The sequence below is a fragment of the Sorangium sp. So ce385 genome (assembly GCF_051474135.1).
GTDB classification, from domain to species: domain Bacteria; phylum Myxococcota_A; class Polyangia; order Polyangiales; family Polyangiaceae; genus Sorangium; species Sorangium cellulosum_D.
Genome location: NZ_CP150337.1, coordinates 5181442 through 5204668, shown reverse-complemented (window position 1 = coordinate 5204668; position 23227 = coordinate 5181442). Strand labels below are relative to the sequence as shown.

The window sequence follows — 23227 nt, the reverse complement described above, 5'->3', positions numbered from 1 at the left end:
CGCGGACCGGCGAGAGGAGGCGCGCAGACGGCGGCGGAGGCCGTCGACGATAGCACGCGGGCCGGCGGGCCCGCGCTCCGGCCTTCCGGTGCTACGCTCGGCGCGTGCAGCGGTGGATCCTCGTCGCGGTGATCGCTGGGCTCCACCTCGTGGCGTTCGCGATCGGCCTGTTCCTGCGCCGCCGCCGGCGGCGCCGCGCCGAAGCAGCGCGCGCCGCCGCCGCACCTCGCCGCGCCGACGCGGCGCGCGCCGCCGCCGCGCCTCGCCGCGCGCAGCGCTGACGCGGCGCGCGCCGCCGCCGCCGCACCTCGCCGGGCTCGGCCGCGCTCAGCGCGCGAGCAGGCTGCGCAGCCGGTCGAGCGCCGCCGGGTGCGCCCGCACCGAGAGCCGGCCGCCGGCGTCGTCGTACTCCTCCGAGAGCACGCGCGCGTTCTCGTAGATCTCCCCGATGAGGCTCTGCTTCGCGTACGGCAGGAGCAGCTCCGCCTCCACCATCGACTGCTCGAAGAAGGCGATGATCGCCTCGCGCAGCGCCGCCACGTCGGCCGGGATCTTCGCCGAGAGCAGCGTCGCCTCGGGGAACTCGAGGCGCAGCGCCTCCCGCTCCTCCTCGGAGAGCCGGTCCACCTTGTTGAGCAGGAGCCGGCTCGGCACCTCGCTCGCGCCGATCTCCGAGAGCACGCTGCGCGTCACCCCGAGCTGATCGCGGAACGTCGGGTCCGACGCGTCGGCCACGTAGAGCAGGAGCGACGCCTCGAGCGCCTCGTCCAGCGTCGACCGGAAGCTCGCCACGAGATCGTGCGGCAGCTTCTTGATGAAGCCGACCGTGTCCGAGACGAGGATCCGCGGGCGCACCTCCGGGTGGAGCGCGCGCACCGTCGTGTCGAGCGTCGCGAAGAGCTTGTCCGCCACGAGCACCTCGCTGCCCGTCAGCGCCCGCATCAGCGAGGACTTGCCGGCGTTCGTGTAGCCGACGAGCGCCACGCGGCGCTGCCCCTGCCGGAGCGCGCGGCGCGTCGACTGCTCGCGCTGGATGCCGGAGAGCTCCTGCTTCAGCTCCGCGATGCGGTCGCGGATCTTGCGCCGGTCGAGCTCGAGCGCGCTCTCGCCGGCGCCCTTGCCGCCGATGCCGCCGCGCTGCCGGTCCCCGCCGCCGCCGGTCTCGCGGAGCCGCGGCGCCACGTAGTTGAGCCGCGCGATCTCCACCTCGAGCTTCGCCTCGCGGCTCCGCGCGTGGCGGTGGAAGATCTCGATGATCACGCCGGCCCGATCGAGCACCTGCGCGCCCGTCGCGCGCTCCAGGTTGCGCGCCTGGCTCGGCGAGATGTCGTGATCGACGGCCACGACCGTCGCCCTGCGCGCCTCCCGCCCGGCGCCGCCCCTGTCCGGATCCGCGCCGCCGTCCTCGCCGTCCGCGTCGTCGACCTCGTCCCCGCCGAGCTCGCCGTCGTCGTCGACTTCGCCGCTCTCCGCGGCCCGGCGCGCGCGCGCCTTGTTCTTCCGCTCCGGCGCGCCCGACGGCACGACGCCGCTGCCGCCCGTGAGCTCCGCGAGCTCCTTGAGCTTGCCTTCCCCGAGCACCGCGGCCGCCGCGAGCGCGCTGCGCCGCTGCGACACGGTCGCGATCACGTCGAAGCCGAGCGTGTGGACGAGGCGGCCCAGCTCGGCCAGATCTGCGGCGTGCTCGACGTCGTCGACGCCGGGGAGCTGCACCCCGACGAGCACCGCGAGAGGACGTTCCTGTTGGGTCGTGGTCATACGATGGTGTGTGAGGGCGGGAGCTTCGCCTCATCCCCCGCCGCGACGCAAGCCGCCGCGCGCTCTCCGGCGCACGCCCGACGCCTCCCTGCGGCGTTCCCCGCGCTCTCCCCGGCCCGGCCACGACGCCGCGCAGGCCCGCCCTGACGCCCTTCCACCCCTCCGCCGGCCGCTTCGTCTCTCAGCCCGTCTCCCCTCTCCCGTCTCCCCTCTCCCGTCTCCCCTCTCCCGTCTCCCCTCTCCCGTCTCCCCTCTCCCGTCTCCCCTCTCCCGTCTCCCCTCTCCCGTCTCCCCTCTCCCGTCTCCCCTCTCCCGTCTCCCCTCTCCCGTCTGCGTCTGGCCTCCGCGTGCGCGTGCGCGTGCGCGTGCGCGAGCTGGTCCGGCATGCTTTCGCCGCCCGCGCGCCCTCACCCCCGCGCGCCCTCACCCCCGCGCGCCGCGCTAGCTCCGCCTCACCGCCCTCGCGCCGCCTCGCGGTGCAGCCGCGCGCCCTCGATGGCCATCGACGCGAGGCGCCCGAGCTCCGTCGCGACGCTCGCGTCGTCCTGCCGGAGCTCGCGCTCCACCGCCCACAGGCTCAGCAGGCCGAGCCTGCGGCCGCGCGCCGCGAGCGGCACGAGGATCGCCGAGCGGGCGCCGAGCTCCCGCAGCGCCGCGAGGTGCTCCGGCCCGCGGGCGATCCGCTGCAGCCACGGATCGGTGACCAGCGGGATCAGCGTGGCCTCGCGGCGGGCCGCCGCCTCGGCCATCGGGCCGGCCTCGCTGAGCAGCAGCGGCGGGTGCTTGAGGAGCCGCGGCACGAGCGCCCGCGCCTCGGGCAGCCGCGCCGACGCGACCAGCCGCGGGAGGCCGCCGTCGTCGTGGTCGAGCGCGCACAGGTCCGCGAAGCGCTCGCCGCCGAGCCGCACCAGCTGCTCGACCGCCGCGTCGTGGTCGGCCGACTCCGCCAGCGCCGCGCTCGCCGCCACGAGGAGCTCGCGGCCGCGCTCGGCCTTTCGGGGCTCGGTCACGTCATCGACGATCATCACGGCCGCGGTGATCCGCCCGTCGGCGTCGCGCACCGGCGTCGCGCTGAAGCTCCCGAGGCGGCGCTCCCCGTCGCCGCGGACGAACTCGAGCTCCTCGCGGGCGACCGTCTCGCCGCCGTGCAGCGCCCGGAAGAGCAGCCAGCGCGCGCGCTGGTCGTCGTCCGCCTCGCTGAGCAGCGTCCGCAGCGGGGCGTTGCTCGGGGTCTCCTCGGGGCCGCGGACGATCTCCGCGAAGCGCCGGTTGCTCAGCGCGATCGTGCCCGCCGTCCCCTCCGCGACGGCCACGCCGACCGGCAGCCGCTGGATCGCCGTCTCGAACCGGCTGCGCTCCGCCGCGAGCTGCTCGCGCAGCTGCGCCTGGGTCGCGAGCGCGGCCGCGCGCTCGGCCGCCTTCCGGAAGAGCAGCCGGTCCCCCTCGGAGAACTCCGACACGCGGCGCGAGCTCACGACCGCGACGCCGACGAGGCGGCCCTCCGACAGCATCGGCACGCCGTAGAGCGCGTGCAGCGCGTCGCTCGGGCGCTCGCTCTGCGCGCCCGACTCGGGCCCGGCCGCGCCGCCCCCGGCGTCGGTCGCCAGCGGATCCGGCGCCGCCGAGCGCAGCGCCACCGGGCGGCGCTCGCGCACCACGCGGCCGACGAACCCCTCGGCCAGCCGGTACGCGCGCAGGCCCCAGAGCGCCTCGTCGACGCCCATGGCCGCGCGGATCCGCAGCACCTCGCCCTCGAGCAGCAGCATCACCGCCCAGTCCACCGAGCGCGCCGACTCGATCAGCACCTCGAGCAGCCGCCGCAGCAGCCGGTCGATGTGCACGCTGCCCATGCCTTCGGCCGAGACGCGATCGAGCGCCCCGAGCGCGCGCTCGCGGGCCGCGGCGCTCCGCGTGGCCGGATCGATGATCACCTGATCGAGCGCCTCGTGCAGGACGGTCATCTCGAGCCACGACGGCTGCGTGCCGGTCCGCTCGAGCAGCCGGAGCACGCAGCGGCGCAGCACCGAGTACTGGGCCGTCACGTCCTCCAGGTCGAACCCGTCGCGGAGCCGATCGAGCACGCGGAAGCCGAGCAGCGGCTCGGGGAACTCGGTCGACAGCGACTCGACGCCGGTCCACGAGTCGCGCGCGTCGTCGCCCTGCGGCACGACCGCCGACGACACGGCCGCGTCGAGGCGCTCGGCGATGCGCTCGAGGACGGAGGGCAGCTCCTCGCGCAGCGCGAGGTAGCCCGGGGACTGCTCGCCCGGCGCGCGGCGCCGCTCGGCGCGCTCCCATGCCTCCAGGAGCCCTGCACCGTGGGTGCGGAGGAAGGCGGCGAGCGGCGACTTGGGAAGGTCTCTGGGAGCCATTCACGCGCTGGCCGGAGCCTAGGCCCGCTCAGTCTACGCCAGCCCGCGAGGGCGTAGATCCAGAAACGAACCGGACGCAGCCTTCACCGCCGCCCGCCCCGCTCCCGCACGGACGGCGCGGCGCCGGGAGCGAGCGCTGCGCTCGGTCGCTCGGGCCGGCGCTCGGGCCGGCGCTCGCCGCGCCCTTCCATAAGCGGTTGATGAAGCCGTCCGCGGTCGTTCGCGCGGGCGCACGGCCTCGCTCGCCCGCCGTCGCGCCGCCCTTCTTCAGCGCGCGCCCTTCACGGGCCCGCGAGCGCTCCAGCGCGCGCGGGTCCGCGAACGCCGCACCAGCGCGAGCGCGCCGGCGGCCGAGAGCGCGAGCGCGAGCGCGCGCCTGCCGCCGGGCGGCGCGGCGGCGTCGGCGCTCACGGCGCCCGGCGCGCCGAGCTTGCACCCGCACCCGCCCGCCTCCTCCGCGGGCCCCGCGGAGGATCCCCCGCTGCCGGCGCCGCTGCCGCTGCCGGCGCCGTCGCCGCCGCACTGACGGGAGCCGATGGTGAGCTCGGTCGCGCCCCAGAGATCCGTGCAGGTCGAGGCCGCGCCGCTCTCCGGCGCGCACTCGAGCGGGCCGCAGAGCCCGTCGCGGTGCAGGAGGGGCTCGAAGCTCTCTCCCTCGTCGAGCGAGCGGCCGACGGTGAAGCCGTCGACGATCTCGTCGCCGCAGGCGAAGAGCGCCGCGTCGGTCCAGGTCAGGCACCGCGCGCCGACGCCCGACACCTGCGTGAACTCGAGCGAGCTCGCGGCCGCGCGCCAGATCCCGTCCTGCGGGCCGCCCACGAGCACGGTCGCCCCGTCCGGCGACAGCGCGAAGCCGAGGAGGTCGCCCTGGCTCTCGAACACCGTCGCGAAGCTCTGCCCGCCGTCGCGCGAGACGAGCAGCGCGTCGCTGGGATCGCCGTCGAGGCGCACGTAGATCGTGTCAGGGTCGGCGGGATCGATCGCGCCGATGTACGGCAGGCGCTTGTCGTCGCTCCCCGGGATGTCGAAGCGCTCCCAGGTCGCGCCCCGGTCGTCGGACCGCTCCAGGGCCCCCGCGTAGTCCGGCCCGCCGAAGCGGCCGCTCAGGTAGACGCGATCGCGGTTCGAGGGGGCCGCGTCGACCGTCTGCGCGAGGAAATCCTCGGGCAGATCGGCGCTCGACTTGGTCCAGCTGTCCGCGTTGTCGCTCGTCTCCCAGAGCTGGGTCAGGAACCGCCCTGCCCCGAGCCCCGAGCTGATGACGAGCACGGCCCGCGAGGGGTCCTCGCGATCGGCGGAGAGGTCGATGACGTAGCTATCCGAGAGCTCGCCCGGGGCGAACGACCAGTCGCACCCGCCGTTCTTCGACGCGCTGAGCCCCTCGAAGACGCCGGCGATGATCGTCCCGTCGGCGAGGAAGGCGACCATCGGGTCCTCGTTCCCGCCGAAGCCGACGACCGGCTCGCAGATCCAGCGCCACGCCTCGCCGCCGTCGCTCGTGGAGAGCAGGCCGTAGGTCGCGCGCACCAGGAGGCGCGACGGATCGCTCGGGTGGCTCGCGATGAGGCCCGCGGCCGGGAAGCGGCCGTTCGCCGAGGCCGGCGCGGCGAGCCCCAGGGCCGCGAGCAGCGCCGCGGCCGACAGCGCGAGCCGGCCGCGCCGCGGCGCGCTCGAGCCCCGTCGCGGGCGAGGCGTCTCCTCTGCAGAGGTGTGCACGGGCGGAAACCTAGTACACCTCGAACGAGAATTCCGCCTCGTCGACGAGGGACGCGGCCAGGGCGCGGAACTGCATGTCGTAGGTGCCGGTCATCGAGAACGGGACGTCGGCCACCTCGTACAGGCCCGGCTCGATCTCCACGGCGTCGTGCACGGATTCGTGCCGCATGCCGAGCATCGTCGAGTAGACGCGGAGCTTGATCCGCTGCACCGGCTTCTTCGAGTCGAGCCAGGTGAGCCGCACGTGGAAGGTGTTGGCGCCGACCGCGAGCGGCCCGGTCGACGCCACCGAGAACTCGATGCGCCCGTTCACGCCGGAGCCCAGCCGTTTCCCGGGATCCGGCTCCCACCCCTCGCCGCCGCAGCCCTGGAGCGCGAGGAGGGCGAGCGCCGCGACCGCCGCGAGCGCCGCGCGGCGTGCCAGCGCCCTGCGGCGCTCCCGGGGTGATCTCGTCGACGGCCGATCGCGCGGTTCAATCATGTCTCCCCCACACGTAACGGAGGCCTGCGGACAGGGCGGCGAAGGCGCCCTCGCTGCGGCCGATCCCCGCGATCGGCACGTCCACCTGGAGGTTGCCGACGGCGGTCCAGCGCGCGCTGACGTCGTGGGCCAGCACGGCGAGCAGCGCGGTCCGCTCGTGCGCGCCGCCCTTGCCCGGGCGGCCGGCCTGGCGCGCGTATCCCTCGCGCTCGTAGACGCCGCCCACGCTGAGCGAGGTGCCGGAGGCCCACACGGGCCCCGCCGCGGCGAGGAACTGCATGCGCGGCGCGGCTTGCACCTCGCGGTCTCTCGCGGCGTAGTAGCTCGTGCGGACGCTGGTCGAGAACGAGAACAGCGCCTGGAACGAGCCCCACGACTTCTCGAGGAGGATCCCCGGCCGGAACTCGGCCACGCCGAGGCCGGTCGTGTCCGCGCTGGCCGCGCCGAGGCCGCTCGCGCTGGCGCCGCCCGTGCCCACGCCGGTCGCGCTGACGCCGACGGGCTCGATCGCGTCGTTCTGGCCGTGCCCGGTCGGGAGCGTCACGCCGAGCGTGAACGCGGCGGACGGGAGCCACGGGGACATGACGCCGTCGACGAGCGCGACCCGGCCCGAGGCGCTGATGTCCCCGACGCCGCCGCCCGCGGCCGTGTCGCCGGGGCCGGCCCCGGCCCACGTGCGCAGCAGCGGGACGGAGATGCCGAGCTGGAGGCGCTCTCCGGCGCGCACCGTCCACCCGACGTCGGCCCGCAGCTCGCGGTGGTAGACGCCCTCGCCCTGCGTGGTGAAGTCCCGCGCCGGCGACCAGCTCCCGAGCTGCTCCGTGAACCGGAGCGAGAAGCTCGCCGCGGCGCGCTCCGAGGGCGCGAGCCACTGGGCGATCCCGTGGCCGGTCCCGCAGCAGGCCGACGCGCTCGCGGCGCGCGGAGACGCCGCGAGCGAGAAGAGGAGCGCGGCGCCGGCGAGGGCTCTGGGCAGCACGGCCGCTGCTATAGGCGACGCGGCTGCCCCGCGACAATGCGTCACGTTGTCGCGCGGGGGGCGCCGCAGCGCGCTCGGGCTGCCCCTTCCGGCGCGCCCTCCGGCGCCGCGCGCTCCGCTCCGCCGCGGCCGCTCCGCTGTCGACCGCGGCCGCTCCGCTCCGGCGCACACGCTCTGCTGTCCGGCGCGGGCGCTCCGCTCCGGCGCGGCAGGATCAGCGGGCGAGCGCCTGCCGGTAGACCTGGACGTAGCGGCGCGCGGGCCGGTCCCAGCCGAGGTCGAGGCGCATGATGCGGCGCTGGACCGCGGGCCAGCGGGGCGACGTCAGGGCCGCGAGGGCCCGCTGCACGCCGCCGACGAGCGACGTGGCGGTCGGCTTGTCGAACAGGAACCCCGTGCCGGTCTCCAGGGACGCGTCGAGGTCGACGATCGTGTCGACGAGGCCTCCCGTCCGGCACGCCACCGGGGCGGCGCCGTAGCGCTGCGCGTACAGCTGCACGAGGCCGCACGGCTCGAAGCGCGACGGCACGACCACGAGATCGGCCGCGGCCATGAGCCGGTGCACGACGGCCTCGCTCACGCCGCCGAGGACCTTCGCGCGCTCGGGCGCCTTGGCCGCGGCGGCGGCGAGCTTCTCCATGAGCTCGGGGTCGCCCTCGCCGGCGACGACGACGCTGACGTCGCCCTTCAGGATCTTCGGCAGGGCGCTCGCGAGCAGGTCGCTGCCCTTCTGCGCGACCACCCTCCCGACGGACACGATCAGCGGCCGGTCCGGCCGGATCTCGAGCCCGATCTCCTGGAGGAGCGCGCTCTTGCAGCGGCCCTTGTTGCTCACGTCCTCGGCGTCGTAGCGGGCGATGATGGCCGGGTCGGTCATCGGGTTCCAGACGGCGTAGTCGATGCCGTTGACGATGCCGGTCAGCTGGTTCGTCCGGGTGCGGAGCACGCCGTCGAGCCGCTCGCCTTGCTTGGACGTGAGGATCTCGTTCGCGTAGGTGGTGGAGACGGTGGTGAGCGCGTCTGCGGCGAGGATGCCGCCCTTCAGGAAGTTGACCTGGCCGTAGAACTCGAGCCGGTCCGGCCGGAAGTGGTCCTCGTCGAGGCCGAGGGCCCCGAGCACGTCCTTGGGGAAGAGGCCCTGGTGGGCGACGTTGTGGAGGGTGAGCACGGTCCGGCCGGGCACGGACTGCTGGTGGCGGAGCAGGTACGCCACCATGGCGGTGGGCCAGTCGTGGGCGTGGACGATATCGAACGGCGAGCCGGACCTGGCGCGCTGGCGGACGAGCTCGACGACGGCGCGGGAGAACAGGGAGAACCGGCGCGCGTTGTCCTCGTAGTCGCGCCCTTCCTCGCCGTAGATGCCGGGCCGATCGTGGAAGCCAGGCACGTCGAGGACGATGAGCTCCACGCCCGTGCTGAGCCGCCCGTCGAAGAGCGTCACCTGGATCGGCCCGCCCGGCGACACCTTCGGGTCGACCTCGAGCGGCATCGGGGTGAGGCGGCGCGCCATCATCAGCCCGCTCGAATCGAGGGCCTGGTAGCGGGGCAGCGCGATCGTCACCTTGTGGCCGAGCAGCCGGAGCGCCTTCGAGAGCGACGACACGACGTCAGCCAGCCCGCCGACCTTGACGATGGGCGCGATCTCGGAAGCAGCGAAGAGGATGTCCATGCGGGCGCCGTGTGTAGCACGAACCGGGAGGCGCACGGGGCGGCTTCCGCACACCCGGGCGGGGGGTCCTCCAGCCGATCAGGCCCGAGCTCCGGTCGATCCGCCTCCAGCTCCGGTCGATCCGCCTCCAGCTCCGGTCGATCCGCCTCCAGCTCCGGTCGATCCGCCTCCAGCTCCGGTCGATCCGCCTCCAGCTCCGGTCGATCCGCCTCCAGCTCCGGTCCGGAGAGCGCTCATCCTGGGATACGCATCCTCGCCGCGAAATGCGCTAATCCCGACTCGAATCATGTTCTCGGTCAATGCATCACGGGAGGCTTACCAGCGCCTCCCGTGATGCGTGGATATAAAAGCAGCCGTTCGAATCAGGGCCTCACACCACCCCCTCGCCCCCCGCCTCGGCAGAGCCGCCCCCCCCCGCCTCCGTCTCCTCGTCGAGCGCCTCCTCCGCCTCCGCGCCCGCCTGCGCCGCGTGCGCCCGCGACAGGAGCCGCGGCGTGATCTGCTCGAAGTCGTCGCCGTGGAAGTAGTACCCGATCTTCCGGACATGCGCGTACCGCTGCACGATCAGCGTCCACAGCCGGTCTCGCGCGTCCTCCGCCGGCCCCTTCTCCCGCTTCTTCGCCTCCGCCCGCGCTCCGGTCGGGGTCAGGTTCTCGAGCAGCCACTCGCTCGTTCGCCCGAGCTTCTCGATCTCGTCCCGCGTGAACGGGTGCAGCCCCTTCAGCGCCTCCGCGTGCGCCGTGAACAGCGCCGCGAGCTCCATCCCGTCCCGGGCCGCGTCGTACTTGCCGGAGCCGGCCCGGATCTGCGCGACCCGCTCCCGGTCCAGCAGCCCCCGCCGGGCGAACAGCTCCGCCTGGGTGAGCAGCTCCTCGCGCGGCCCGCTGATCTCCGCGAGCGCCTTCTCGATCTCCTTCGGGCTCGCGACCCGGGGCAGCGCCTCGCGCGACGCGAACAGCAGCGCGCGGGCGATGTCCGGCAGCTCCTGCGCCTGCTTCACCGGGACCTTCGGCAGGTGCTCGCGCACGGCCTGCGCCTGCTCCTTCGTGCCGAGCACCGCCGCGACGCCGCGCTTCGCGTTCACGAGCACGAGGCGCGGATCCGCGCGACAGACCTGCACCTCCTCGACACGGAGCTCCGCGCCGATGGGCAGGTAATGCTTGTAGAGGGCCTGGTAGCTCAGGACCCGTTCCTCTCCCGCGACATGCGCCGACGGGGCCTTTTCAGGTCGGTTTGTAGGTCTCGCCATGGTCGCCGAAGCTAACCAGGGTCCCTCACGGCACCAGATTCCCGGCAAGAATCGGACATCCGGCTCTCCGCACACACCCGCAGCCGCGGCCGGACCCCCTCGGCACACACCCGCCGCTGCGCCGGCACGCATCGGAGCGCCGCCGTAGACAAATGTGTAAGTCAAACTGCATCCAGGAGGTCCTCCCGTACACATTTCTGAATGATGGCTTACTTTCAGGTGCAGTTTCGCAGACACTTTTGTATGAATTTTTACTTCAAACTCGGTCCGCGCAGACCCTTCTGCATGTCGCGTTACTCCCAGGTGCCCCTGCGGACGCGCTCCTGCGCAACCGCCCGCTCCGGGACGCAGCCATGAAGGCAGCGCTGCGCGCTGGCCGGCGCCCGGGTGTCGCCGCAGGGGCGGCGCTGCGTTCTCCGCGCGGAGCATCTTTCCACCCGCGCCACATCCGCCGCCGGGGACGTGCGCGGCGGAGACACGCCGTCCCGGCCTGTGTATCTTTACCTCGTGAGCAGCACACTTATCTTCCCCAGGCTCTCTTGGTCCCTCGCCCTCGTCGCCGCCGGCATCGCCTTGAGCTGTAGCGGCACGAACGACGGCGATTCCTCATCCCAGGGCTCCGGCGCCTCGAGCGGCATCAGCGGCAGCGGCGGCGGCGCGACCACCAGCGGCGGCTCCACAGGCGGCGGCGAGGAGCCGATCTTCGTCGGCAGCGGCGGCGGCCTGATCACCACGAACGGCAGCGGCGGGGCCGGCGGCAGCTGCCAGCAGCTCGACATCGCCTTCGAGCCGCAGACGCCGACCGTCATGATCGTCGTCGATCGCTCCGGCAGCATGTACGACAGCGGCTTCTGGGACCCGCTGAAGACCGCCGTGCTCAACGTGGTCGAGAGCCTGCAGGCGAAGGTGCGCTTCGGGTTCCTCACCTTCACCGGGATCGCCCCGGATCAGTGCCCGCTGCTCGCCGGGACCGACGCCATCGCCCTCAACAGCCACGCCGACATCGCGGCCGCGTACGAGGTGGCCTCCATGCGGCCGGGCCAGAAGCTCGAGACGCCGACCGGCATGACGTTCAACGAGACGATCATCCCCGATCTCCTCGCGTTCGGAGAGCCCGGCCCCAAGTACATCCTCTTCGTCACCGACGGCGAGCCCGATCGCTGCGACGACGGGCCCTCCGTCTGCGCGCGCGACGACGTCGTAGGCGCGGTGCAGTCGGCGTACGAGCAGGGCATCGGGACGTTCGTCTTCGGCCTCGGCGACGGCGCGTTCGCCGAGCACCTCCAGGACCTCGCCAACGCCGGCGCCGGCCAGCCGGTCCGGCGGCCCGAGAACACGAACCAGGCCTGCTTCACCGCCGCCGGCACCTACGCCGACGTCGGCGGCACCGCGATGTATTACACGCCGGACCCGACCAACGCGAACGCCCTGGAAAACGAGCTCAACGCGGCCATCTCCGGCGCCAAGAGCTGCACGTTCGACCTCCAGGGCTCGATCGCGGTCGATCTCGATCACGCGGCGGAGGGCCAGGTGCTCATCGACGGCATGCCCGTGCCCTACGACGCGCAGAACGGCTGGACCATGGAGAGCCCCACCCAGCTCGTCCTCGTCGGCGACGCCTGCGAGAAGCTCAAGGCCGCGACGCAGGGCATCTCGTTCAACTTCCCCTGCGAGATCATCGACCCCCTGTGAGCGGCCGCCCGGGCGCGCCGCTCAGGACGAGGACCCAGGGAGGCCCCCGAGCCACATCGACACCTCGTGCAGCGAGTCGCACCCGATCGCGTCGAAGCCCTGCCCGGCGCCGACGCGGATCCCGTGGATCCGCGCCGCGCTCGTCTCCCGCACCCGCCGGATGTCCCGCTGCACGTGGTCGCTCAGCAAGAAGCAGCCGTCGCTGATCACCGCGATGTCCGCTTGCCGGTAGGGGCCAGTCGCGATCTTCCCGCAGGCGCGCCGCAGCGCCTCGTCGATGTCGGTGCCGCCGTGGAACGACAGGCTCAGGAACGCGAGCAGCCCGGCGAGGCCTTCGCCGTCGAACGACAGCTCGTGCTCGGCCAGATCCCCCGAGCCGCTGAAGCTGTAGAGGTAACAGGCGCGCTGCTGCACGAAGCACGCGCCCGCGATCTGGAGGACGACGGCCTTCGCGACGTTCTCCGAGCGCGCCATCGACGCGGACGTGTCGAGCACGACGAGCACGGGCCCTCGCTCCGCGCGGCGCTCCTCGTGGGCTTGCCCGTCCTCGAACGCCTGCGTCTCCTGGATGCGCTTCGTGAACACGCCCCGCGCCCGGTACGTGAGCAGCGCCTGCTCCGCCCACCGCGCGCGCCAGAGCCGCCGCAGCGCCGGGCGCGCGAGGAGCGCCGCCTCGCTCGCGAGCATGCGCGACACCTCGCTCGACCGCTCGATCCCCCGGATCTCCGGCCCGCGATCGCCTTGCACCTCGCGCGACACCTCCCTCGGCCGCGCCACGATCTCGCCCACCTGCTCGAGGGAGGACCCCGCCGATGGATCCGCCGCCGCGCGCATGCGCCCGAGCGTGCGAATGAGCTCGTCGAGCGCAGGGACATAGGAGAGAAGGTGCCGCATCTCGAGGAGATCCCCGCGCGGCAGCGCGCGCACCATGCCGCGGCAGCTCCCCGGCGGGAGGTCGAGCGCCTCCGCGAGCTGCCGGAAGACGCGCTCGAGCTCGGCGCAGACCGCCACGAGCTCCGACCACCGGACCTCGGTGCGGGACGCCACGAGCTCGCAGAGCAGGCGCACGGCGTCGCGCCGCGCCTCCTCCCAGTGCCGTGCGTCGAGCGGGACGCCCGCCACGCGGCCCCCGCCGTCCCCGGCGCCCGGACCGCACGCGCCCGGGCCGCAGCGCGCCCGCTCGGCCTCGCGCTCGCGCGCGAGGACGTGAAAGGCGATGAGGGCCCGATCGTGGATCTCCTGGGCGTCGCCGACGACGTCGAGGACGTAGGCCAGCACCTCGTCGGTGGTCCGGGGATCCCCGTCGCAGTAGGGCCCCACGTTGGCCGCGGCGAGCGCGTCGAAGAGCGCGCGGCGGAGGTCGTCCTCCTCGGGCCACGCGACCGCGTCGGCCGGGGGCACCCGCCCCGACAGCAGCGCGTCCCGCAGGGCGAGGATCGCCTCGCCTCGCTGCGCGATGCGCCCGTGCGTGTGCGTGACGGTCCGCCGGAAGAGCGGCGCCGGGAGGCCGTCCAGCCAGGCGTAGCGGACCTCGAGCCCCTCCCCGGCGGTCATGCGCCCCGGACCGGGAGCTCGGCCAGGCGACCGAGGAGGGAGAGCAGGCGCCCTCGCAGCGCCGACAGCGACCGCTCCGACGCGGCGAGCCGGCGCGCGACCGCGCCGTGGCGCGCCTCGGAGACCCAGAGCGACGGGCCCGCGCCGCCGTGGGCCGCGGAGATCCCGCTCAGGAAGCCGTCGACGTCGCCGAGCAGCTCCTCGAGCTGCCGGCGCCGCGCGGCGACGTGCTCGGCCGGGTAACGCGCCGGCGCCGTCACCGGCGCCCGCAGCTCCCTGGCGAAGGCCTGGTGCAGCGGGGTCTTCACCCAGGCCTCGAGCCGCTCCCATCCGTTGACCTTGTTCTGGAAGTGCTCCTCCCACAGCTCGCCCATGGTGAAGCGGCGCCTGGGAGAGGCCATGTCCGGGGGCGCCTCGAAGAGCAGCACCCCGTCCGCGTTCGTCACCGGGCGCCGGTGATAGGGCTCGGTGACGCGCTCGCCCGCCTCGTCGAGGTAGAGCGGCCGCCCCTCCTCGTCGCACGCGTGCTCGACGCAGCGGAGCTCCTTGTCGATCTCCGCCTCGAAGGCCTCGACCATCGCCTCGTGGCGCCTCGGCTCGTCGACGAGCGCGGCGTCGAGGGTCGCCGCGAGGGCCCCCTCGACGACCTCGATCTGCTCCGGGCGGTCCCAGAGGCCATGGAGCATGAGCGGGCCGTCCGCCAGCGTGACCACGCGCCGGCCGTCGCAGAGCGCGGCGACGCGGAGGACGTTCGCGATCCTCCGCCAGCGCCGGTCGGAGACGTAGAGCCCCTTCTCGGCGAGCGACGCGCGCATCGAGGCGAGCAGGGACCGCGCGCTCGGCGAGAGCGAGACGCCCGCGGCGCGCCGGCGGATCTCGTCCAGCTCGGCCAGCGTGAGCCGCGGCGCGGCGGCGTCCGGGGGGCGCGGGCTCGCCGGGACGTCCAGGAGGGCGAGGAAGCCGTCCGCCGAGACGGGCGTCACGTGGCAGCGAAAGAGGAACCGGTCGTGGAGCGCCGCGAGCTCGGGGGCGTCGGGGGCGTGGTTGGTCGCCGCGACCACGCTCACGAGGGGCGTCGCGACGCGCCGCGTGCCGTTGTCGAACTCCCGCTCGTTGAGCAGCGTGAGGAGCGCGTTGAGGATCGCGCTGTTGGCGTTGAAGATCTCGTCGAGGAAGGCGACCGACGCGGCGGGCAGGTACCCTTCGGTCAGGCGGACGTACTCGTCGCGCTCCAGGGCCTTGATCGAGAGCGGGCCGAAGAGCTCCTCGGGCACCGAAAACCGCGTCAGCAGGCGCTCGAAGTAGATCCCCTCCGCGACGCAGCCGCGCAGCCGGCGCGCGAGCTCGCTCTTCGCGGTCCCGGGCGGCCCGAGGAGGAGCACGTGCTCGCCGGCGAGCGCCGCGAGCAAGAGCACCCGCGCCGGCTCGTCCCGCTCGATCAGCCCTTCGCACATGCGGAGGTGGAGCGCGCGGAGGCGCTCGCGGAGCGCCGGCGCGCCCGCCGTCTCGCCCGCGGGATCCGAGGTCTGCGTGGCGCTCACCGTCGTTCGCAGGACGGTAGAGGATTTCTCGCAGCCGTGCCGCGAAGGCACCTTTGCGACGGCGGCGCCGCGCCGGACGATCGGTCGCCGACGGAGGCCCGGCGCGCGGGCGTGTCGCGCGCGGAGGCCCGACGCGCGGGCGTGTCGCGCGCGCTCCGCGGGGCGCGGCGCGGCGCGGGCCGCGGGCGGGAGGGGATTTTCCGCGCCCGCGGCCGGCGCTTTTGCTAAAGCCGTACGCCAACCTCGACCCATGACCAGGATCAGCGCGCGGGAGCTCGCCGGGACGAGCGGCCCCTTCGGCCGCGGCACCCAGGTGGTGCGGCCAGAAGAGGTGCCGGAGGGGTCGGTCGTCACCGTGCTCCGCGTGCCGCCCGAGTCGGCGGGCATGCGGCTCGACCGGTTCGTGCAGTCGCAGCTCAAGCGGACGAGCCGCACGCGCGCCGCCGAGATCGTCGCCCGCGGCGCCTACTCGCCCGAGGCGCGGCGCCTGCGCGGCAGCGATCGCGTGCGGCCGGAGCAGTGCATCCTCCTCTGGCGCGCGCCGTGGGACGAGCAGGCGCCCGACACGGCGATCCCGGTGCTCCACGAGGACGACGCGCTGCTCGCGGTGAACAAACCGGCGAGCCTGCCCGTGCACCCCACGGCGCGCTACCACAAGAGCACCGTCATCAAGATGATGGAGGCCGCGCGCCCCGGAGAGCGGCTGTTCCTGGCGCACCGGCTCGATCGCGAGACGAGCGGCGTGCTCCTCCTCTGCCGCACGCCCGAGGCCGATCGGACGGTGAAGGCGCAGTTCGAGGAGCGCACCGGCGTGCTCAAGCGCTACGTGGCGATCGCCTGGGGCTGGCCCGAGCGCGACGACTTCCGGGTCGAGCTGCCGCTCGAGCTCGACACCGAGAGCCGCTACAAGGTGAAGATGCGCGTCGCGCCGCCCGGCCGCGGCCTCGCGTCCGCCACCGCGTGCGAGGTGCTGGGCCGCCGCGCCGACCCGCTCACCGGCCGGCGCTACTCGATGATCCAGTGCACGCTCGAGACCGGCCGGCAGCACCAGATCCGGGTCCACCTCGCGTCGAGCGGCCTGCCGCTCGTGGGCGATAAGCTCTACGGGCCGGACGAGGGCCTGTTCGCGCGCGGCGCCGACGGCGAGCTCACCGACGACGACCGCCGCGCGCTCGAGCTCGATCGCCACGCCCTCCACGCCGCGCTGCTGGAGCTCACGCACCCGGCGACAGGCGAGCGCGTGCGCGTCGAGGCGCCGCTCTCGGAGGATCTGCGCACCTTCTGGGACGCGCTCGACGCTTGATCGGCGCGCCCATGGGTGGGCGAGGCGTGGCCGATCGGCGGCCGAGGCGTGGGCGACGGCGATCGCGGCGAGCGAGCGGCCGCGGATCTTGTGCCGTCGCGCCGACTTACGTACGATGGCCCGGATGACGCGTGCGCGAGACGACCTCGAGGCGCTGCGGGATCCAGCGCTTCGGTCCACACCGCTCGAGGCCGAGAGCACCGCCCAGAGCACGGCGTCCGGTCCGGTCGAGACCGGTCCGGAAGAGACACGGCAAACCGCTGCGGCGCCCGCTCCGGAGGAGCGGCCCCGCGCGGAGGGCGAGCGCCCCGAGGCGGACCGGCCGCAGCAGGCGGGCTCGGATCCGGCGGGCTCGGAGCGGGCCGAGCCGGCCTCGTCCGCCAGCGTCGGGCCGCTCTCCGTCGAGCCGCTCTCCGTCGAGCCGCGCTCCCGGGGCGACGAGAGCCTGGATCGGGAGCGCTACGAGCGGTACGCGATGCCGGCGAGCGATCTCCCGGCGGCGAACGTGCAGGCCTTCCGTGGGGACGCGGGCGGGGTGCTCGCGATCGTCCGGCGCGCCGTGCAGTCCGTGACGCGCGATCCGGCGCGCCACCGGCGCCGGCTGCCGAAGTCTCGCTTCGACGCGATCCGCAGCCTGCCGGAGCTGGCGATGGCGCTCGACTACGCGGTGGGGCGGATGCAGCCCGAGAGCGCGCCGCCGGCCGAGGTGACGGAGCGGCTCGACCAGCTCTACGAGGCGCTGCGCCCGACGCTCGCCGCGGCCGAGGCGTGCTTCCCGCGCGGCATCGTCCCGGAGACCTACGGCATCGTCCGGCGCGCGCTCGTCGCCGGCGATCCCGCGAGCGCGGCGGCCACCATCACCAACCTCATCCTGGACCGGTGGAACCACGTGCAAGGCCGGATCTCCCTCACCCGGGAGGAGGTGACCCGGGTGAACGGCACCGCGAAGTGGCTGCTCAGCAACACCCGCGCGCCGGAGCGCCTCGACTCGCGCGACATCCGCGATCGGCTGTGGTCGCTGCTGCGCGAGCGCTACGAGCAGCTCCGCGCGATCGCCCAGGAGGTCTCCGGCGACGACTCGCGCGACTACGCCCCCGAGCGCCTCGCCGCGGACTGAACACCTCCCCCACCCCACCGGAGGCCCCTCCTCCGGGACCACGGGCCTACATCGCGACAGACACCTTGGTCTGCGACGGAGACGAGTGCACGCCCGCGGGCATGTTGGCGTTCGTGCCGTTGTGCGCGGTCATGCACGTCTGGAAGACGACCGGCTGCCCCTCCACCTTGACCTTGGCCGACCCCTGCTTGAACTGCACGGGACCCTTGATCGTGCCGGAGACCACGCCGCCCGCCGCCCCGGCCTCGTCGCCGGCGCTCATCGGGATCACCGTCTGCTTGGTGATCACCGGCTGGTTCAACACCTTCACCTTCTTCGCACAGGTCCCCGGGTTGGCCTGCACGAGCTGCGCGGTGTTCGGGTAGGGCACCGGCACGGGCGGGGCCGGCGGCGCCGGGGTCTTGCACGTGTCCGGGAAGGCCTCGCACGTCCCTCCCTGCCTCGTCGCGATGGGAAACATCGGCCCTCCTCCGCTCACCCGAGGTGGATGCGCTTGCCGTCGATCTTCACGTCGTCCTCGGCCTCGATCGAGGCGTGCCCCCCCTTGACCGAATAGGCCCCGGAGGCGCGCGCGCGCACGCGCCCGGCCAGGAGCTCGTCGAGGTCCTCGACGCGGCGGAAGGAGCGCTTGAGCCGCTCGAAGACGTGGGACGCGAGCGTCTCCATCCGGTCCGCCACCACCTTCACCTGCTCGACCGCCGCCGAGAGCTGGACGCCTCGGTAGCTCGCCTCCGCGAAGAGCACCTCGGCCCGCTCGCCGACGAGCTTCAGCGCGCGGGCGCCGAGGCGCGCCTCGGTCTGCCCCAGCGCGAGCGACGGCCGCGCGCTCGCCTCCCCGTCGCCGGCCTCGAGCGTCACCCCGACCGCGCCGCGGCACCGGATCGCGCCCCCAGCGACGAGATCGATGTTCCCCTGCGGCGCGGCCAGCGCGAGATCGCCTGTGGGCACGGAGAGCAGGCCGCGGCCGAGATCGGGGCGATACTCGAAGACCAGGCGCCCGCCCGGATCGCGCACCTCGATGCGCTCGCGCTCGCCGTCGGTGGACACGGCCGCCGAGGCGCCGGACCGCGTGGTGAGCCGCCGCTCCGAGGCAGGGACCTCCTCGTCGCCGAGCACGCCGACGACGTAGCAGCGCTCGAGGTCCTCTCCGGTCACCAGCACATGACAGCCCACCTCGATCCGGGGCGGCGGGAACATCGCCACCGTCGCGCTCAGCTCGACGGCGCGGCCCTCGTGCTCGATGCGCACGACGCATCGCCGCTCGCTCGCGACCTCGACCACGGCGGCGCGCCTCACGTAGCTCGCGGTCGCTTCCTTCGGGCTCACGCTGGACAAGGCAAGCTTCGACATCGTCCCTCCGCTTCGGGTGACTACGCGCTGGGCGGCTGCCAGTCCTCGGCAGCGGCCAGCTCCGGATCGGTGCCCCGGGCCTGCTCGCGGTTCGCGAGCGCCCAGAGCGCGCCGGGATCGGCGATCCGGTGCAGGTTGGCGCCCGCCACGTCGGCCCGCGCGAAGTCCGCGTCCGCGAGCCGCGCGTGCGAGAGATCCGCGTAGCCCAGCCGGGCCCCGCAGAAGAGCGCGCGCGGGGCGTCGACGCGCACCAGGATGGCCTCGCGCAGATCGGCCCCGGTCATGTTGGCGCCCCCGAGCGCCGCCCCCTTGAGGTACGCCCTGCGGAGGTTCGCCTCGCGCAGGTCGGCCTGCTGCAGCTTGCTCCCGCTGAAGTTCGCGGCCCCGGCGTCGGCGCGGCTCATCGCCGCGCGGTGCAGCGCGGCGCCGCTCGCGTCCGCGCGGGTCAGCGTGGCGCCGTGCAGCCGCGCGCCCGTGAGATCGGCGCCGGAGAGATCGGCGTCGGTGAAATCGGCGCCCGACAGGTCGGCGCCGCGGAGGTCGGCGCCCGCGAGGCGGCAGCGCACGAAGGCGTTGGTCTCGAGCTTGACCTTCGAGAGATCGGCGCCCGAGAGATCGACGCCCGTGAGGCTGGCCCGCCGGAGATCGGCGCCCGCGAGCTTCGCGCCCGCGAGCCTGCTCGTCCGCAGGCGGGCCCCGGCGAGGATCGCGCCCTCGAGGACGGCGCCGCTCGCCTCGCACCCGTCGAGCTCCGCGCCCTGGAGGCTCGCGCGCGAGAGCTTCGCGCCGGTGAGCGTGCCGTCGGTGAGCGCCGTCCGGTCGAGGACCGCGTCCGTCAGGTCGGCCCTCGTGAGATCGACGCCCGCCGCCGAGATCCCGCGCAGCTCGGCGCCGGCGAGGACCGCGCCGGTGAGGTCGGCCCCGTCCAGGATCGCGCCGTCGAGCCTGGCGCGCGAGAGCTTCGCCGCCGACAGCGAGGCCTTGGCGAGCCGCGCCCGCCGGAGGTCGGCGCCGCCGAGCTCGCACCCGCGGAGGTCGGCGCCGGTGAGATCGACGCCCGCGAGCTTCGCGCCCGCGAGGTCGCTCCCCGCGAGCTCGGCCCGGGCGAAGCTGCCGCCGGTGAGATCCATGCCGCGGAGGTCGCAGCGCGCGAGCCGGCCGCCGCCGTGATCGCCCGCGAGCGCGCCGAGCGCGGAGAGCGACGCGCCCTCGAGCCGGAGGCGGTCGACCCGCGCGCCCGCGAGCGGCGGCGCCGCGGGCGTGACCTCGACGAGGGCCGCGCCGTCGAGGTGCGCTCCGCGGAACGAGGCGCCGCCGAGGTCGCAGCGCTCGATCCGGACGGCGCGGAGGGTCGCGCGGTCGAGGCGCGCCGCGGAGAGGTCGCAGCCCGAGAGCGCGGCCTCCGCGAGGTGCGCGCCGGAGAGATCCGCGCCGGCGAGATTGCCGTCGCTGACGGAGGCCCGGTCGAGCCGCGCTCCCTCGAGCGACGCCCCGGTGAGCGTGCAGCGCTCGAGGATGGCGCCGGTGAGATCGGCGCCCGCGAGCCGCGCCCCGGCGAGATCGACCCCCTCGAGCACGGCCCCCTGGAGCCCCGCGCCCGTGAGGTCGGCACCCCCGAGGTCGAGGAGCCGGCGCTGCAAGCCGCGCACGCCCGCGCCGGCGAGCGCGTCGACCTGCTCGCGCGCGAGCCCGGCGGCGTCGAGCGGGACCTCCACGGCGGCCTCGCGGTCCACCGCCACGTCGAGCGAGCTGAAGACCGCGCCCGCGAGATCGGCGCCCGCGAGCTTCGCGCCGTGGAGGTCGCACGAGATGAACATCGCCCCCGCGAGCCGCGCCCCCGAGAGATCCGCGCCGGCGAGGCGGACGCGGTGGAGCGCCACCTTCTCGAGGGGCGCGCCGCGCAGGTCGGCGCCGGCGAGATCGATCTCCGGCAAGACCGGAGGACCCGGCGCCGGGCTCGCGCGGAGGCGGTCGAGCAGGGCCGCGACGTCCTTGCCGGGGGCGCCCGCGGTCATCCCGCGCTCCGCCCGGCGAGCTTGGTCGCCTGCAGGTTCGCGCCGTCGAGCCGCGCCTCGGCGAGGATCGCGTCGAGCAGCTCGCACCCGTACAGGTTCGAGCCGCGGAGGTCGGCGCGGGTCAGGTTGGCCTGCTCGAGCGTGCCCTGGAACAGGTTGACCGCGGTGAGCAGCGCCGCGTCGAGCTTCGCCTTGCTCAGGTTGGCGTGCTTGAGGACGGCGCGGTGCAGGTTCGCGCCCGAGAGATCGGCGCCCGAGAGATCGGCGCGGATCAGGGTCGCGCCGCGCAGATCGGCCTCGCGGAGCGACGCGCCGGTCCAGCTGGACCCGTCGGCCCTCGCCGCGCGGAGATCCACGCGCCGGAACGACGCGCCGTCGACGGCGCGCGCGCCCGTGAGATCGGCCTCCGCCATGGAGACGCGCTCGCCCGAGGCGCCGTAGAGCGAGGCCTCGCGCAGCGACGCGCCGCCGAGCTGCGCGCCGTCCAGCGCGCAGCCCGTGAGATCGGCCGCGTCGAGCGAGGCGCCGCGCAGGTCGGCGGCGATGAGCCTCGCGCCGCGGAGGCGGGCCCCTCGGGCGTTCGCCCCGCGCGCCCGGACCTCCGCGAGGTTGGCGCCGCCGAGCTCGGCCTCGCGCAGCGACGCGCGCTCGAGGTTCGCCTGCGCGAGCGTGGCGCCCGTGAGATCGGCCTCGTCGAGCCTGGCGCCCGGGAGCGCCGCGCTGCGGAGGCCGGCCTCCGAGAGGTTGGCCGCGGAGAGGTCCGCGCCCGTGAGGTCGGCGCCGTAGAGCTCGGCCTGGACGGCGACGGCGCGCGCGAGCGAGGCGCGCGTGAGATCGGCCCGCTCGAGGCGGGCGCCCGTCAGATCGGCGTCGTCGAGGCGAGCCCCTCGGAGGCGCGCGCCCGTGAGATCCGCGCGCGTGAAGACGAGCCCGCGCAGGTCGAGCTCCGAGAGATCGAGGCCCGCGAGCCTCGCGCGCGCGAAGCTCCGCCCGCCCTTCGCGCGCGCCGCGACCTCCTCGCGCGTGAGCGCCGCGGCGGCGGTGGACGGATCCTCGGGCCGCGCCGGCTCGTCGAGCAGCGCGGGATCGTGGCCGTGCTCGATGAGCAGCCGCCGCGTCTGCTCGCGCGAGTCGCGCTCGAGCCGCGCCGCGGCCTCCGGATCGTGCCGCAGCTCTCCGATCACGATCGCGAGGAACGCGTCGGGCGAGGTGACGCCGCGCAGCCGCTCGATCACGTCGCGCGGGACCCCGGATTTCTCGAGCATCGCGCGCGCCTGCGCGAGCCCGGCGATGACGTCGGGGTCGACGTCGCCGGGCTTGCGCTGCTCGCCGTCGGGCGCGCCGGGCGCGCGCGGCTTCGCGGCGACCTCGGGCGCCTCCGGGCGCCGCCACCGCGCGGGCTCGCGGTAGCGAGAGGCCGGGAGCGGCGGCTCGGCGAGCGGCTCGGCGACCAGCAGGAGCCGGCGGAGCTCGTCGTGAGCGCGCGACGCGATCGGGGTGAGGCCGCGCCAGACGAGGGCGAGCCGGCCCGCGTCCATGTCGATCCAGAGCGTGTCGAGGTGGAGCGGCACCTCGCGGATCTCGGCCCCGCCGCGCGCCGCGGCCTCCACGAAGCAGCGCGCGCGCAGGCCGGGCAGCCGCGATTCGTAGCGCGGGAGCTCGGGGTGCAGGTTCTCGAGCGCGATCGCCTCGTCGCCGCGCAGATAGCCCGCGATCTGCTGATCGTGCGGGGCGGCGTTGAAATAGCCCCAGTCGAAGTCCTCGGGGAGGCCGGGCCAGCGCTCGGCCAGCCAGCGATCGTCGTAGGTGCCGACGCCGGCGGTGCGCTGCGCCCACGTCCGCTCGATCGGGCCGAAGCCCGCGGGGTCCGGGGCCTGCCGCGGCGAGTCGATCAGGCTGCCGGGCAGCTCCAGGTTGGGCAGCGGCCAGCGCTCGACGCCGGCGGCGGTCCTGACCTTGCCGCGGCCGCGCCCGAGCGGGTTCTTCGCGAAGCCGTCGCCGCCGAAGCTCAGCTCGTAGCGGAGCGGCATCGCGCGGAACGGCCGCGGCTCGGTGGCGACCTCGCCGTCCCAGACCCGGTCGCCGATCACCGCGATCTGCTTGCGGAGGCGGCCGACCTCCAGCGCGGCGTACGAGACCCGCTGCGCCTCGCCGCGGGGCGGGCGGCAGGTGCCGACCAGGAGGACGTCGGCGCGCGGCTTGAAGTAGGCGAAATCGGAGGCGTAGACGAGGCTCTTCCCAGGGTCGTCGTCGAGGTGGCGATCGCCCTCGAGCAGGAGCCGATCGCCCGGCGCGGCGAGCGCGGCCGGCGCGTTCGGGGCCAGCGTGAAGGTGCCTTTGACGATCACCGTCAGGCTGGTCGCAGGCGGTCGCACCCGGCCCACGAGCCAGCCGAGCTTGAGACCGGTGTCGTTGAGGATCTCCACGCGCG

At 74.8% G+C, this 23227-nt stretch carries 17 protein-coding genes; 4 read left to right on the top strand and 13 right to left on the bottom strand.

The window, feature by feature from the left end; translation table 11 throughout:
- The first annotated feature begins 104 nt into the window (after positions 1 to 104).
- On the top strand, positions 105 to 281 hold the full coding sequence (locus WME83_RS19045) for a hypothetical protein (protein WP_020735772.1): 177 nt from the start codon (positions 105 to 107) through the stop codon (positions 279 to 281).
- 46 nt (positions 282 to 327) lie between these two features.
- On the opposite strand, the gene hflX is transcribed toward WME83_RS19045, so the two are convergent.
- The 7 genes from hflX to WME83_RS19010 all read right to left on the bottom strand — a co-directional run bounded on the left by hflX (position 328) and on the right by WME83_RS19010 (position 10224).
- Positions 328 to 1758: a GTPase HflX gene (gene hflX / locus WME83_RS19040; protein ID WP_437320702.1), complete on the bottom strand. Its 1431-nt coding sequence runs from the start codon at positions 1756 to 1758 to the stop codon at positions 328 to 330.
- 452 nt (positions 1759 to 2210) lie between these two features.
- Entirely contained in the window at positions 2211 to 4130 is a 1920-nt protein-coding gene (locus tag WME83_RS19035) for a GAF domain-containing protein (RefSeq protein WP_437320701.1), read from the bottom strand.
- A gap of 267 nt (positions 4131 to 4397) precedes the next feature.
- Entirely contained in the window at positions 4398 to 5846 is a 1449-nt protein-coding gene (locus WME83_RS19030; RefSeq protein ID WP_437320700.1) for a WD40/YVTN/BNR-like repeat-containing protein, read from the bottom strand.
- Positions 5847 to 5856: 10 nt separating this feature from the next.
- A complete protein-coding gene (locus WME83_RS19025; protein WP_437320699.1) occupies positions 5857 to 6327 on the bottom strand; it encodes a FixH family protein in 471 nt (156 codons plus the stop codon).
- Entirely contained in the window at positions 6320 to 7306 is a 987-nt protein-coding gene (locus WME83_RS19020) for a hypothetical protein (protein ID WP_437320698.1), read from the bottom strand. Before WME83_RS19020 ends, WME83_RS19025 begins: the two co-directional genes overlap by 8 nt.
- Before the next feature lie 214 nt (positions 7307 to 7520).
- Positions 7521 to 8975 (bottom strand): glycogen synthase GlgA, encoded by a 1455-nt coding sequence (glgA, locus tag WME83_RS19015; RefSeq protein ID WP_437320697.1) that lies wholly within the window; start codon positions 8973 to 8975, stop codon positions 7521 to 7523.
- Between the two features lie 370 nt (positions 8976 to 9345).
- Positions 9346 to 10224: a hypothetical protein gene (locus WME83_RS19010; protein WP_437320696.1), complete on the bottom strand. Its 879-nt coding sequence runs from the start codon at positions 10222 to 10224 to the stop codon at positions 9346 to 9348.
- A 507-nt stretch (positions 10225 to 10731) separates the two neighbouring features.
- Between WME83_RS19010 and WME83_RS19005 the strand changes: the two genes are divergently transcribed.
- On the top strand, positions 10732 to 11916 hold the full coding sequence (locus WME83_RS19005; protein WP_437320695.1) for a vWA domain-containing protein: 1185 nt from the start codon (positions 10732 to 10734) through the stop codon (positions 11914 to 11916).
- Between the two features lie 21 nt (positions 11917 to 11937).
- On the opposite strand, the gene WME83_RS19000 is transcribed toward WME83_RS19005, so the two are convergent.
- Both WME83_RS19000 and WME83_RS18995 read right to left on the bottom strand, forming a co-directional pair.
- Positions 11938 to 13470, bottom strand: a complete 1533-nt coding sequence (locus WME83_RS19000; RefSeq protein ID WP_437320694.1) for a VWA domain-containing protein — start codon at positions 13468 to 13470, stop codon at positions 11938 to 11940.
- Entirely contained in the window at positions 13467 to 15011 is a 1545-nt protein-coding gene (locus tag WME83_RS18995; RefSeq protein WP_437320693.1) for an AAA family ATPase, read from the bottom strand. The genes WME83_RS19000 and WME83_RS18995 overlap by 4 nt, the downstream gene beginning before the upstream one ends.
- 250 nt (positions 15012 to 15261) lie before the next feature.
- Here WME83_RS18995 and WME83_RS18990 point away from each other — a divergent pair, with 250 nt between their 5' ends.
- Together WME83_RS18990 and WME83_RS18985 are read left to right on the top strand one after the other, a co-directional pair.
- Positions 15262 to 16314: an RluA family pseudouridine synthase gene (locus tag WME83_RS18990; RefSeq protein WP_437320692.1), complete on the top strand. Its 1053-nt coding sequence runs from the start codon at positions 15262 to 15264 to the stop codon at positions 16312 to 16314.
- 124 nt (positions 16315 to 16438) lie between these two features.
- Positions 16439 to 17431 (top strand): hypothetical protein, encoded by a 993-nt coding sequence (locus WME83_RS18985; RefSeq protein ID WP_437320691.1) that lies wholly within the window; start codon positions 16439 to 16441, stop codon positions 17429 to 17431.
- Positions 17432 to 17477: 46 nt separating this feature from the next.
- On the opposite strand, the gene WME83_RS18980 is transcribed toward WME83_RS18985, so the two are convergent.
- From WME83_RS18980 to WME83_RS18965, 4 genes are read right to left on the bottom strand one after another with little or no spacing between them, the layout of a single operon-like run.
- Positions 17478 to 17891, bottom strand: a complete 414-nt coding sequence (locus tag WME83_RS18980; protein WP_061624628.1) for a PAAR-like domain-containing protein — start codon at positions 17889 to 17891, stop codon at positions 17478 to 17480.
- Positions 17892 to 17905: 14 nt separating this feature from the next.
- The gene (locus tag WME83_RS18975) at positions 17906 to 18781 is read right to left on the bottom strand and encodes a DUF3540 domain-containing protein (RefSeq protein ID WP_437320690.1); all 876 of its coding nucleotides are present in this window, start codon (positions 18779 to 18781) and stop codon (positions 17906 to 17908) included.
- A gap of 20 nt (positions 18782 to 18801) precedes the next feature.
- Positions 18802 to 20796 (bottom strand): pentapeptide repeat-containing protein, encoded by a 1995-nt coding sequence (locus tag WME83_RS18970; RefSeq protein WP_437320689.1) that lies wholly within the window; start codon positions 20794 to 20796, stop codon positions 18802 to 18804.
- Positions 20793 to 23222: a DUF2169 family type VI secretion system accessory protein gene (locus WME83_RS18965; protein ID WP_437320688.1), complete on the bottom strand. Its 2430-nt coding sequence runs from the start codon at positions 23220 to 23222 to the stop codon at positions 20793 to 20795. The genes WME83_RS18970 and WME83_RS18965 overlap by 4 nt, the downstream gene beginning before the upstream one ends.
- Positions 23223 to 23227 lie beyond the last annotated feature (5 nt).

What these genes read in the sequence shown, in the direction of transcription:
- WME83_RS19035 (WP_437320701.1), bottom strand. Translation starts at nt 4,130, where the DNA reads ATGGCTCCCAGAGACCTTCCCAAGTCGCCGCTCGCCGCCTTCCTCCGC.
- WME83_RS18990 (WP_437320692.1), top strand. Translation starts at nt 15,262, where the DNA reads ATGACCAGGATCAGCGCGCGGGAGCTCGCCGGGACGAGCGGCCCCTTC.
- WME83_RS18980 (WP_061624628.1), bottom strand. Translation starts at nt 17,891, where the DNA reads ATGTTTCCCATCGCGACGAGGCAGGGAGGGACGTGCGAGGCCTTCCCG.
- hflX (WP_437320702.1), bottom strand. Translation starts at nt 1,758, where the DNA reads ATGACCACGACCCAACAGGAACGTCCTCTCGCGGTGCTCGTCGGGGTG.
- WME83_RS19025 (WP_437320699.1), bottom strand. Translation starts at nt 6,327, where the DNA reads ATGATTGAACCGCGCGATCGGCCGTCGACGAGATCACCCCGGGAGCGC.
- WME83_RS18985 (WP_437320691.1), top strand. Translation starts at nt 16,439, where the DNA reads ATGACGCGTGCGCGAGACGACCTCGAGGCGCTGCGGGATCCAGCGCTT.
- WME83_RS18975 (WP_437320690.1), bottom strand. Translation starts at nt 18,781, where the DNA reads ATGTCGAAGCTTGCCTTGTCCAGCGTGAGCCCGAAGGAAGCGACCGCG.
- WME83_RS19010 (WP_437320696.1), bottom strand. Translation starts at nt 10,224, where the DNA reads ATGGCGAGACCTACAAACCGACCTGAAAAGGCCCCGTCGGCGCATGTC.
- WME83_RS19000 (WP_437320694.1), bottom strand. Translation starts at nt 13,470, where the DNA reads ATGACCGCCGGGGAGGGGCTCGAGGTCCGCTACGCCTGGCTGGACGGC.
- WME83_RS18970 (WP_437320689.1), bottom strand. Translation starts at nt 20,796, where the DNA reads ATGACCGCGGGCGCCCCCGGCAAGGACGTCGCGGCCCTGCTCGACCGC.
- glgA (WP_437320697.1), bottom strand. Translation starts at nt 8,975, where the DNA reads ATGGACATCCTCTTCGCTGCTTCCGAGATCGCGCCCATCGTCAAGGTC.